The organism is Paenibacillus sp. FSL R7-0302, from assembly GCF_038006885.1.
Taxonomy (GTDB): domain Bacteria; phylum Bacillota; class Bacilli; order Paenibacillales; family Paenibacillaceae; genus Paenibacillus_AQ.
On the sequence record NZ_JBBOWB010000002.1, the window covers coordinates 1,191,618 to 1,204,120 of the forward strand.

10 protein-coding genes are annotated in these 12,503 nt (G+C 56.9%); all 10 read left to right on the forward strand.

The annotated features are described in order from the left end of the window. Window positions 1-43 precede the first annotated feature (43 nt). Window positions 44-1,411 carry a spore germination protein gene (locus MKY96_RS31020; protein WP_340946458.1) on the forward strand — a complete coding sequence of 456 codons (1,368 nt, stop codon included), beginning with the start codon at window positions 44-46 and terminating at the stop codon, window positions 1,409-1,411. Next, complete coding sequence (locus tag MKY96_RS31025) at window positions 1,408-2,508, forward strand: GerAB/ArcD/ProY family transporter (RefSeq protein ID WP_340946460.1); 1,101 nt, start codon at window positions 1,408-1,410, stop codon at window positions 2,506-2,508. The genes MKY96_RS31020 and MKY96_RS31025 overlap by 4 nt, the downstream gene beginning before the upstream one ends. Beyond that, the gene (locus MKY96_RS31030; RefSeq protein ID WP_340946462.1) at window positions 2,505-3,611 is read left to right on the forward strand and encodes a Ger(x)C family spore germination protein; all 1,107 of its coding nucleotides are present in this window, start codon (window positions 2,505-2,507) and stop codon (window positions 3,609-3,611) included. Before MKY96_RS31025 ends, MKY96_RS31030 begins: the two co-directional genes overlap by 4 nt. 71 nt (window positions 3,612-3,682) lie before the next feature. Beyond that, window positions 3,683-4,084 (forward strand): Fur family transcriptional regulator, encoded by a 402-nt coding sequence (locus MKY96_RS31035; protein ID WP_340946463.1) that lies wholly within the window; start codon window positions 3,683-3,685, stop codon window positions 4,082-4,084. Window positions 4,085-4,315: 231 nt separating this feature from the next. Then, window positions 4,316-6,370 carry a methyl-accepting chemotaxis protein gene (locus tag MKY96_RS31040; protein ID WP_340946464.1) on the forward strand — a complete coding sequence of 685 codons (2,055 nt, stop codon included), beginning with the start codon at window positions 4,316-4,318 and terminating at the stop codon, window positions 6,368-6,370. 91 nt (window positions 6,371-6,461) lie between these two features. After that, window positions 6,462-7,274 (forward strand): uroporphyrinogen-III synthase, encoded by an 813-nt coding sequence (locus MKY96_RS31045; RefSeq protein WP_340946466.1) that lies wholly within the window; start codon window positions 6,462-6,464, stop codon window positions 7,272-7,274. A gap of 62 nt (window positions 7,275-7,336) precedes the next feature. Further along, window positions 7,337-7,969: a ThuA domain-containing protein gene (locus MKY96_RS31050; protein ID WP_339251967.1), complete on the forward strand. Its 633-nt coding sequence runs from the start codon at window positions 7,337-7,339 to the stop codon at window positions 7,967-7,969. A 116-nt stretch (window positions 7,970-8,085) separates the two neighbouring features. Next, complete coding sequence (locus tag MKY96_RS31055) at window positions 8,086-8,433, forward strand: phasin family protein (RefSeq protein WP_036728281.1); 348 nt, start codon at window positions 8,086-8,088, stop codon at window positions 8,431-8,433. Continuing rightward, window positions 8,434-10,104 carry an ABC1 kinase family protein gene (locus MKY96_RS31060; protein ID WP_076080907.1) on the forward strand — a complete coding sequence of 557 codons (1,671 nt, stop codon included), beginning with the start codon at window positions 8,434-8,436 and terminating at the stop codon, window positions 10,102-10,104. A gap of 427 nt (window positions 10,105-10,531) precedes the next feature. Next, window positions 10,532-12,382 (forward strand): DEAD/DEAH box helicase, encoded by a 1,851-nt coding sequence (locus tag MKY96_RS31065; protein WP_340946820.1) that lies wholly within the window; start codon window positions 10,532-10,534, stop codon window positions 12,380-12,382. The last annotated feature ends 121 nt before the right edge of the window (window positions 12,383-12,503 follow it).

Consider the following 12,503-nt stretch of genomic DNA (forward strand, 5'->3'; position numbering starts at 1 on the left):
GAAATTCACCGGGCAGCGGGCGGAGAGGGGCAGGGACGGACCTATGTCGGGACAACAGCATAAGCAGGCAGCCTCGCTCGACTGGATCAGAGGTCAGCTAAACGGGTTCGGCGATCTTGAAGACAAGGTCTTGACGATTCCGGCGGGACAGGTCAGCCTGCTCTATATCAAAAGTGTGACAGACGGACAGGCCATCAGCCGCAATATTATTGCTCCGTTCTACGAGATGGGCCATCCCGCAGCCTACTACAGCTATGTGGCCGATTACCCCGGCAGTGAAGAGGTGACAGACGGGCAGCGTGCTCTGGAGCTTCTGCTCAGCGGGTATGCCTGCATCGGCAGGGAGGGGAAGCTCTGCTTCTTCGATGTTCTCAAGACGGAGACCAGCAGTATTAAGGAGACAATCACAGAGAGCATCAGCCAAGGGCCTTCCGATGCGCTGGGGGAGAGCCTGGCGGTGAATCTGAATATGGTCCGGCGGCGTTACCAATCCTCGGCACTGAAGACGGAATTCACCGTCATCGGCAATGTATCCAAGACGAAGGTGGCTATTCTCTATGATGAGGACCGGGTGAATCCCCAGGTTCTGGCCGAGTTAAAAGAGAAGCTGGACTCGCTGAAGCTCGACATTCTGCAGGCCGCCGGTGAACTGGAGAAATATATCAGCAGCGACAAGCTGCGCATTTTTCCCAAGACCATAGTAACCGAGCGCCCCGACCGGGTGGTATTCAATCTGGCAGAGGGCAAGGTGGCGATCCTGCTGGATACGACCGGGTATGCGATTGTGCTTCCGTCGATATTCAATGATTTCTTCACTGCCATGGATGACAAAATCCATCTGCCCTTCGTCGGCCGCTTCCTGAAGCTGCTGCGCATTCTGGGCGTGGCCATGACGTTATGGCTGCCGGCCTTGTACATTGCCTTCACCTCATACAATCCGGAGATTGTGCGGGTGCAGATCGCCCTGCTGATCGGGGGAAGCCGCGCTACGGTGCCTTACCCTTCTTTTGTCGAGGTGATTCTGATGATGATCATGATGGAGTTCCTGACGGAGGCCAGCTTGCGTCTGCCCAGAGCCATCGGTCCTACAGCGACCACGGTCGGCGGTCTGATCCTGGGGCAAGCTGCTACAGCGGCGGGGCTGATCGGCAACATTATGATTATTCTCGTCTCCGTAGTAGCGATATCCAATTTCCTGGTTCCGCTGAATATGATGAGCTTCTCCATCCGTGTGCTGAAGTATTTCTTTGTGATCGCAGCGGCCGTGCTGGGGCTTGTCGGGGTGGTTGTCTGTCTGGTCGGCTTCACGATGTATTTATGCAGCCAGCGCAGCTTCGGCCAGCCGTATTTCAAACTGTTTTTCCTGGATTCCCTGGGAACAACCCTCCGGAAGAAAAGCGGTGGGCAATGATGGCAAAAAGCCGTTATTTTTATTGTCTGTTTCTGATGAATTCCCTGATCAATATCATTAATTTCGCCCCGCGGGAGCTGATTGATGCCCGCTTCGAAGGTGCGCAGTCCTCCATTCTGATTGCGGTGGTGACGGGGACGCTGTTTATCTACTTGTTCACCAAAGTCATCAATAAATTTCCCGGGCAGGGGCTGCCGGAAATCTTTGGAGCTGCCTTGCCCAAGCTGCTGGCCTCCCCGCTGATCTTCATTTATGCATTTCTCTGGTATATGGCCGGGGCGCTGATTATGCTGTCCTTTGTGGACATTACCCTACGGTTCATCAGCCCGGATACCGGGCCTTACGCGGTGTTGATCGGCTTCCTGGCCGTCGTCTGCCTCTGCTCCAGAATTGATTCGCTGTCCCTGCTCTACGGGCTGGAGGTTACACTCGGGATTACCCTGCCTTTAATCCTGTATACGACAGTCAAGGCGGTGGTGAACCCGGACTTTAGCTGGGATGCTGTACTGCAGATTATGACCCATTCCCTGCATGCCCCGGATATGAACAGCCTGTCAGCGGCCACCTTTACCTTCAGCGGGTATATCAATCTGGCGATCTTCAACCGGGTCTTTCATGGCTTGAAGCTGAAGCATCTATGGATCTTGAGTCTGGAGGGTCTGCTGGTGCTGGCCCTGACTTTTTTTGTGCCTATAGGGTATCAGGGAACGGTCGGCATCGAGCGGCATGTATATACCTGGTTCACGACGGCGGACAGCATCCGCATTGAAGCATTTCTGATCGAGCGCATGTTGTACATCTTCTATTTCGCCTATATTACCCTGTCGCTGGTCAGCGCCATTATCCAGTGGCATGTCGGCAAGGAGCTGCTGCTCAGTCTGCTTCCGTCCACCGCCAGGGCGCCGAAGAAAAAGCTGGGACAGGAGATAGCCATCCTTACCCTTTTTGCAGCCGGTGCGTTTCTTCTTATGCGTATGGATCAATACAACCTTAATATGCTGGGGGTGTTCCTGCTGCACCTCCGCTGGTACGGGGAGCTCCTGCTGATCATACTGTTATTCTGGTGCTACTGGTTTATAAGGAGGCGTAGAGCATGAGAGGACGAATCGCCGGTATTCTTATAATGGTGCTTCTGCTGTGTATGGCGGTTACAGGCTGCAATTTCAAAGATATCGACCGGCGAATCTTCGTGGTCGCCATCGGGATTGACCCCGGCCAGCGGGAAGGGACATTCAAGGTAAGTCTCAAGCTGGCGATTCCCCAGGGGGATGTGACGAAGATTGACGAGAAGATGCAGATCCTGACCGAAGAATCGGATAGTATCTCTGAAGCACTGCGGAGAATGAAGTCCAAGGTGGAGAAGGAGCTGGACTATGTCCACTGCAAATCAGTCATTCTGGGTGAGGGGGTTGCAGCCAATGATATCCGGCATGTGACGGACTGGGCCGTACGGCGCAGAGATATCCAGCTTATTCTTAACTTCTCCATAGGAAGGCCCGGGGCCCTGGAGGTGCTGAGGGTTAAGCCGCCCGCCGAGCGCATTCCGTCGAACTCGCTGATCCTGGCTATGAGCGGGCAGGGAACAGAGTCGCCTTTTATCTCAAGCGTGTACTCCTATCAGCTTATGAGAAGTATTTATGAGAATGGCATTGACCCCATACTGCCGGTCATTGAAGCGCAGGGGAAGGAACAGTTCCTGATTAACAAGATCGCTCTGCTGGATAAAAATAAAATCCGGCTCGTCCTCTCACCTGATGAGACCAGGCTGCTCAATCTGCTGTCCCGCTCCAATCTGCGGACGAACTTCCCCGCCCATATAGGCAGCGGAATGTATGAATACTACACCGAGAGCTCCTCCTCCGGCTATAAGATTGTTGTTCCCCGGGAGGGTGAGCCTTACATCCGCTATACTATTAAGATTCGTGCGATCCTGGAGGAGAACAGTACGGAGGAGATGATTACCCACCATATGCTGACAAAGATTGGAGAGGCCGGTGCAGCAGAGCTGAGCGCTGCGGTTAAGGCGCTGCTGGTCAAGATCCGGGACAGCGGCATGGACCCGCTGGGCTGGGGGCTGCATTACGGGGCGAGGCACTGGAATAACGACACGGAAATGAGGGTATGGGAGAGTCTATATCCCCGTCTCGACTTCCGCGTGAATGCCAAAGTGGACGTTAAATACTCGGGCATGATCAAATAGGGCCGCAGGATTGACGCTTCCGGCATCAGGACTTATACTTGATCTAAAAACAAATTAGAGGATGATAAAAGATGAGAACCCTGAACCTGACCTCTCAGCGTCAAGCCGTGTATGATATCGTCCGCAATTCCCATGATCACCCTACCGCTGCGGAAGTCATGAACCGGCTGGTTGAGCAGGGGCATAACCTCGCTTATGGAACGGTCTACAATTCCCTGCGCTACCTTACAGATAAGCAGATGATCCGCGAGCTGAAGCTGGGCGAGGCGGCCAGCCGGTATGATGCGCGACTGGACGACCACCAGCATATTGTCTGTGAAATCTGCGGTGCCGTGGATGAAGTGATGAGCCAGGTCCCGCAGGAGTGGAGTGACTCGGTGGCGGCGGATACAGGCTATTCAATCACTCATACGCATGTGGTATTCGGAGGCATCTGCCCGGTCTGCCAGAGCAGAAATTCACGCCAGAACTAGGACGTTTGTATGAGGTATGCTGGCTCGCTTAGTAACGGAATATAACAAAAGACCGTTTTCATGGAAACGGTCTTTTTGCTGTGCTGATATAAAAATTATCAATAAACATAGGGAAATAATCATAAGTTTCCAGAAAAAAGAGGGATTCGGGGGCTGGTATTTAATTATATATAGGATCCGGGAAATAATCCTTCTTAAGACCTATAAGGAAAGAGAGAGTGAGTCCATCATATGAATAAAAAGGTGCGTCTGAACATCCGTACGAAGCTGATTATTACCTATCTGCTTGTCCTGCTGGCACCGAGCATCATTATAGGCTGGTTAACCTATCAATCAGCCAGCAGCAACGTTGAGAAGCAGCTTACCAATAATGCCCAGGAAAGCGTAATTGCAGTGAATGAGATCATAAGTTCTAATATCCAGTCGAAAATAGATGATATTCTCTATTTCGCCGGACAGCTTCCGGCAGATTCCATTAATAACGAGGCGGCCGGACTGGCGGCGCCTGCACTGGAGAACAGATTGCGGGAGTATGCCGCGCTGCATCCCGATGTGCTTGATATTTATGCCGGAACCAGCAAAGGCAAGAGCATCCGTGCGGCAGAGCTGGAGCTGCCGGAAGGCTATGATCCGCGCAAGGAGAATACCTATATCAACGCGCTTAAGCATGGCAACGGCACTGTAATCTCCCCGGTATTTCAGACAGTGAATGGAGAGAGCGCCATTGCGGTATCGGCGGTGCTCGCGGATGGCAACGGTGTTGTCAGTCTTGATCTGAATCTGTCCTCGCTTGCCGGTATGACGGATATCAAGGTCGGTCAGGAGGGCTATATTCTGATTATCGACAGCAGCAAGAAGTTCCTGGTTCATCCCACAGAAGCGATTGGCGCGGAATCCTCGCTTGAGTTCGTGAAGCAGATGTTCGGGAGTGAGAGCGGAAGCTTCGATTATGTATATAAGGATGCACCCAAGAAGATGACCTTCATGGTGAATGAGCTGACGGGCTGGCGAATCGGAGGCACGATCAGCTTGAATGAGATTACGCAGGCAACCAGCGGCATCCGTGAGACGGTCTGGCTGGTCATCTCTGTATCCGTGCTGCTGGCGCTGGTGCTGATCTATTTCAACATTGCGTCGATTCTGAAGCCGCTGATCCGCCTGCGCAAGGCAACCGAGCGGATTGCCGGCGGTGACCTGTCGCAGGATATCGGGGAATTCCGGGGGGATGAGATCGGCCTGCTGGCCGGAAATTTCCGCCTGATGGTGGAAAATCTGCGGCAGATGATTATCGGGGTGCAGACCATGACGGATAATGTCTCTTTCTCCGCTGAGCAGCTGAGCGCAGGGGCAGAGCAGACGACCAAAGCTATAGAGCATGTTACAGTGGCCATCCAGGAGGTGGCAGCCGGCACGCAGCAGCAGGTAAACAGTGTACATAAAGGAATGGCAAGCACGGCTGCCACCACAACCGAGGTAGCCCATATCTCGGAGTTCATGAAGCAGGTGTCGGTAATGATGGACAAGACCTCGCTGTCGGCTTCGGAGGGCAATGATTCGGTCATCAGCGTAGTCGACAAAATCAACGGTATTCATGAGACCGTGGAGGAAATGGGTACTGTCATCGATCAGCTGAGTGAGCGGGTCGGGCAGATCCAGGGGATTACCGGCGTGATCTCGGGAATCTCGCGGCAGACGAACCTGCTGGCGCTGAATGCGTCCATAGAAGCGGCCAGAGCCGGTGAACAGGGTCGCGGGTTCGCTGTGGTAGCCTCGGAGGTCCGCAAGCTGGCGGAAGAATCCGGAAAGTCGGCAAGCCTGATCTCCGAGCAGGTTGCCTCTATCCATTCAGAGATGCTCCGGGCTACGGCAAGCATGGAGGATGCGAAGACCAAGGTGATGGACGGCATTATGGCTGTGGATACAACAGGACGTTCGTTCTCGCGTATCCGCAGGGCGATTAAGGGGGCCGCGGAGACTATAGGCGGAATGAACGAAGGCGTTCAGACCCTGACTGCAGAAGCAGATAGTCTGGATCAGGCTATTAGCGAGATCCGCGGCATTACCGAGGCTGCGGCAGGCAGCACCGAGACGATCTCGGCAGCAGCCCAGCAGCAGCTTGCCTCGGTGGAAGAGATCGCCTCTTCCTCAGCCGACCTGAGCCGACAAGCCGATGAATTGCAGCAGCTGGTCGGACGCTTCAAGCTGTACCCGGGAAACCAGGCTCCTGCCGCGCCGGAAGCGGTCAAGCCGGGGGAGAGTCTCCCTGGGGAACAGCAGAATTCATGAGGCCGAATATGCGGTCTGGTCTTTTCTTTTACCTCACTTTGCAAGTATACTGGTAAGCAACAATACGGGGTGATGAAGGGGAGAAGCGTTCATGGCAGAGCAATTAAAGGGCATTACCGTAGCCCTGGCCGGTCCGCGTAAAGCGGAAGACATGGCCAAGCTGGTAGAGAATATGGGAGGAACCGCGCTGCACCGTCCCGCTCAAGGGACAACCTTTCTGGATGATGCCGCCCTGCGTGAGGGGCTGATTGCCTGGACAGAGCAGCCGCCGGATCTGGCTATTCTGACTACCGGTATGGGGTTGGACGCATTGTTCGAGACGGCTGCGAAGCTGGCGCTTGCGGACCGCTTCCTGGAGGTTCTCTCTGGCTCACCTGTTGCTGCCCGTGGTTATAAGACAGTGAATGCCCTGAAGAAGCGCGGACTTGAGCCGGTTGTGCGTGACGATGACGGCAGCTCTGCCGGACTGATTCGCGGCCTGCAGGACTATGATCTGCAGGGCAAGCGGGTCATGCTTCAGCTGCATGGGGAGACTGCCCCGCAGCTGACCGGCTGGCTGGAGCAGGCGGGCGCAGCCGTAAGCTGTGTGCAGCCTTACCGGTATACTCAGCCGGAGCCTGGAGCGCTGGAGCTGCTGCTCACAGAGATCACCGAAGGACAGGTGGATGCAGTGGCGTTCACAAGTGCGCCGCAATTCCGCTTCCTGGCACAGCATGCGCGGGAGCAGGGGCAGCTTGCGGCGTTGGTGCAGGCTTTTGAAGAGAGGGTGCTGGCGGTATCTGTCGGCCGTATGACCTCGGAGGCCCTGAAGGAAGAAGGCGTGAAGCGGATTGTCATGCCGGAGCACGAGCGGATGGGCAGCATGTTCGTTACCCTGGGCCGCTATATTGCAGCTAACCGGTAGCAGCCGGCTGTTCAATTAACAGTTACTGCTACAAATACAGAGAGATATGGAGGAGGAGACCTATGGACAAGAGAAAATGCCTGTTGTTAGGCGATTACACACACCCCCGGTTTCACCCGTTGCAAGGTGTGGACAAGCAGGTCAGTGAAATTCTGCATGAGCTTCTGACGGTACAATGCTCGGAGAACAAGAAGCTGATGCTAAGCGAGCATTTGTCCGGATATGATCTGTGCATCGCATATAATGAATTGTGGAATGAAACCGTATCTCCGCAGCAAACGGCAGGTCTGCTGAGCTATGTCAGCGGAGGCGGCGGTCTGATTGTTCTGCACACCGGGGTATCCCTGGCGAAGCGTTATGAGCTGGCCCAGCTGATCGGTGCCAGATTCACCGGCCATCCGGCCTATACTCCGCTTCAGTTCAAGGTGCAGGAGCATGATATTACCGAAGGCATCGAAGACTTCCAGCTCGATGAAGAGCCGTACCGGTTCGAGTTCGATCCGTTCACCGAGAAGCAGATTCTGCTCGAATACGAAGCGGACGGGGAGATGCTGCCTGCGGCCTGGTGCCACAGCTATGGCCTGGGACGGGTGGTCTATCTGATGCCCGGCCATCATGAGCCGTCGTTCCGGCATCCGGCGGTCCGTCAGCTGATTCTGCGTGCAGCCACCTGGGCGGCGCGTATCCCCAGATAATCAGCAAATAATCGGCCATATCGAAGCTAAGCCCCACTTTTGTGGGGTTGTTTTGTGAAATGGCGGGCGAAGGGGTATACTTTATCCATAACTGCAATCTTTGGGAGGGAAGTACCATGAGTGATCTGTTGAAGAAAGCTATCTCATTAGGCGTAGGCCTCACCATTGTCAGCAAGGAGAAGGTTGAGAAGGTCGTAGACGAGCTGGTGAAGCGGGGCGAGCTGGCCCCGTCGGAATCCAAGGCGCTGGTCGAACGGCTGGTCGAGCGCGGAGATGAAGAACGGGGTGTGTTCAAGTCTGCCGTGCAGGAGCAGGTTCAGCGGGTGCTGAAGGAGCTTAAGGTACCTGTGCAGGAGGATATCACCAGGCTGGAGTCGCGCATTGCCCAGCTTGAGGGCCGTGTTGCCGAGCTTGAAGGCAAGTCACCCCAGGAGACCACCGTGCCGGAACAGCGTACGGAATAAATGGCTGTCCGCATAAGGCATGCCGGACGTTACCGGGCAATCGCCATGGCGCTTATGCGTCATGGCTTCGGCTATATGGTGGAGGAACTGGGCCTTTACCATCTTCTGTCACTTCCCCGCAGGATCATCACACAGGAGGTTCATGAAAGTGTGACCCTCGGTGAACGGGTCCGCAGGGTGCTGGAGGAGCTGGGGCCAACCTTCGTCAAATTGGGCCAGCTTGCCAGCACGCGCTCCGATCTGCTGCCTGATGCGATTATTCAGGAGCTGGTCAAGCTGCAGGACCATGTGCCGCCGTTCTCAGCCGAGACAGCCCGCAATATTCTGGAGCAGGAGCTGGACCAGAATATCGATGCGGTCTTCCAATACTTTGAGAATAATCCGCTCGCTGCCGCCTCCATCGGTCAGGTGCACCGGGCTGTGCTGCATGGCGGGCAGAGTGTAGCGGTCAAAATACAACGTCCAGGCGTCATGCGGACGATGAGCAGGGATCTTGAGATTCTATCGGATCTGAGCCTGCTCGCCGAGCGCAAGATGGACTGGGCCAGGCAATACGGATTAGCCCGGATGGTTGAGGAATTCTCCCGGGCGCTGCTGGCGGAGCTGGATTATGCCCAGGAAGGGCGCAATGCCGAGCGCATAGCCGGGCAGCTGTCTGCTCAAGATAACGTATATATACCGGCCATCTATTGGGACTTCAGCTCCACCAGGATTCTGACCATGGAATACATGGAAGGAATTACGCTGAACCGCAAGGACGAACTGCTGGGCTCGGGCGTGAAGCTTAAGACCATCGCCCAGCAGTTTGTGGAGATGATGCTGAACCAGATTTTTATTCATGGCTTCTTTCATGCCGACCCGCATCCCGGGAATGTCATGGTGCTGGAGGACGGGAAGCTGGCCCTGATCGATTTCGGGATGGTCGGACGGCTTAGCGAGGAGATGAAGGACGGTCTGTCCGCGCTGGTGATTGCACTCATGCGCAAGAATACGGACTCGATGGTACGGGCCATTCTGCGCCTGGGAGTGATCCCGGAGGAGGCCGACCGGATGGCACTGCACGAGGATATGGACCGACTGCGCGAGCAGTATTATGATATCCCGTTCAAGCAGGTCAGCATCGGCAAGGCGCTGAATGATCTGTTCAGCATTGCCCGCAAGCACCGGCTGGTCATTCCGCCGGATCTGGCGCTGCTGGGCAAGACGATGCTGACCCTGGAGGGCATGGTCGCCAGCCTGGACCCGGCCTTCAGCATTATGCAGATGGCCGAGCCGTTCGGCAGGCGGCTGATCAAGCAGCGCTTCAGCGGAAGCCGCCTGCAGCGCAAGCTGCTGGGCGGGGTAGCTGATCTTGCCGAGAGTCTGGTCGAGCTTCCCGCTCAGGCCCGGCAGCTCTCCTCGCTGATCAGCAAGGGGAAGCTGAAGGTGGAGATCGGGGTCCCCGAGCTGCAGGACCTGGAGCATAAGTTCAGCCGGATCGGCAACCGCCTCTCCTTCAGTATCGTGCTGCTGGCCTTCAGCATCATCATGGCCGGACTGATTGTTGCCTCCTCCCTGCGCGGCGAGCCGTCGCTGCTCTGGGACTTCCCGATTGTGGAGATCGGCTCGGTCATCGCACTGCTGATGATTCTGTGGCTGCTGTTCTCCATCTTCAAATCGGGCAGATTCTAGCCGGGAGGGCCGGATAAATAATTATTCTTCGCCGAATGCACACAAAGGTTGCAAAATCAAGTACAATATTAAGATAACTTGCCACAATTAAAGTGTAATGGAACGCAAATGGAGTGCCGTCTGAACGTCCGGTGGATCGCTGCTGCGCCGTATAACCGAACGTTCGACCGCTGCCTTGCGGGCCCATGGGACGGAAGGGCTCCGGTGACGGGGTGCTTCCGCTTTTATTTGATACGATAAGAATGTGAAACGGTACCGTCCTTATACAGGGCCTGAGGGTGATATGCCCTCTGCTTACCTTGCGTACATTACTCCGTTACATGGATGAATATAAGTTATGGACTGACATGATGAACTGAAAATTTAGAAAATTAGTGAGGTGGAGCAATTGCCGGGTTTTAAAGATTTAGGAGTATCTGAAGTGCTGATGGATCTGCTCAAGGGGCAGGGCATCGTGAAGCCGACGCCGGTGCAGGAAGAGGCGATTCCGCCGCTGGTGCAGGGTCTGGATGTGATCGCACGTGCGAAGACGGGAACGGGGAAGACGCTGGCTTTTCTGCTGCCGATTATGGACAAGATCCGGGTTGAGGCCGCTTATCCGCAGGCGCTGATTCTGGCTCCGACGCGTGAGCTGGCGCTGCAGATTACCGAAGAGGCACGCAAGCTGGCCCGTCATACGGGCGTGAAGATTCTGGCGGTCTACGGCGGTCAGGATGTGGAGAAGCAGCTTCGTAAGCTGGAAGGCGGCAGACATCTGATCATCGGTACGCCGGGACGGCTGCTGGATCACCTCCGCCGGGAGACCCTGGACCTTAGCGGCGTGAAGATGCTGGTGCTGGATGAAGCGGACCAGATGCTGCATATGGGCTTCCTGGAGGATGTGGAGACGATCATTACGGCTGTGCCTTACCGCCGCCAGACGATGCTGTTCTCCGCGACGATGCCGGACCCGATCAAACGGCTGGCAGCTAACTATATGAAGGAGCCGCTGGATGTCATTATCAAGAGCGGCTCGCCGATCCCTCTGGACAATATCCGCCAGCAGGTGGTGGAATGCTCGGACCGCAACAAGGAGGAGGCGCTGATCTCCCTGATCGAGCGCGACCGTCCTTACCTGGCGATCATCTTCTGCCGGACGAAGCGCCGGGCCATCAAGCTGAACGAGGCGCTGCAGGCGGCCGGGTATGACTGTGACGAGCTGCACGGCGATCTGTCACAGGGCAAGCGCGAAGCCGTCATGAAGCGGTTCCGTGACGCCAAGCTCCAATTGCTGGTGGCTACGGATGTGGCGGCACGCGGCCTGGACGTTGAAGGGGTCACCCATATCTTCAACTATGATCTTCCGCTGGATGCGGACAGCTATATTCACCGGATCGGCCGCACCGGCCGCGCCGGAGGCAAGGGCCTCGCGATCACGTTCGCTTCGCCGCGTGAGCGCGCCGGGCTCGAACTGATCGAGCACGGCATCTCCCAGCGGCTGGACCGCCGCCGGTACGAGAAGGATGAATTCGGCGTAGGCGAATTCACCTCGGTGCAAGGCGGCGGCTCGCCGCGCGGGCGGCAGAGCGCGGCGCCTGAAGCGGCGCGCGCCGGCCGTGGCGGCCGCGGGCAGGGCCGCAGCGGCGGTGCGCCGCGCGGCGAAGCCGCTGGGCGTCCGGGCGGGCGCGGACGCGGCGGCAGAGACGCAGGCGGCTGGGGCGCGCCTGCGGAAGGCGGCGGCCGCAGCCGGAAGGACGCGGCCGGAGGCGGCAAGCGCAGCGCGTACAGCGCGGCTGCGGCGCCGAAGGGCGACTCCGCCGGGCAAGGCGCGGCGAAGAAGCCGAGACCTGGCGGCGGCTACGGTGCCTTCGCCAGCGGCGGTGACAGCGCAACAGCCAGCGGCTATGCTGCGGGTGCAGGTGCGGGTGCCGCCACCGGGCGCGGCGGCAAGGGCGGCGCTGCGCGGGGCGGGGCCGCCAGAGGCAACGCCGCCCAGGGCGGGCCGAGCAGCGGCTACAGCACCAACGTATCCCGGGGCGCAGAAGCCGGGGGCTTCAGCTACGGCGCTTCGAAGGGTGCCGGCTCCGGGGCCGGGTATAATCCCGGCGGCGCGAAGTCGAGCCCGAAATTCCGGGCGCATGTAGCGCGCAGCAACGATGCGGGCGGCTATAACGCCTCCGCTCCCAAAGGCGGCTCACGCGGCGGCTCTAAGGGCGGCAAAGGCGGCTTCAGCTCAGGCGGACGCAGCAGCGGCGGCTCCGGCGGCGGTTCACGCGGCGGACGCGGCTCCTCCAGATAAAGGTGCTTTACATGCATAGCTAATCCTTGTTACCATAGGGCCGTTGGCGTCACAGCCAACTGACTCTATGGTAATATTTATTTACTGAAACCTTTTGGATATTAGGCCTGTCTATATAGAT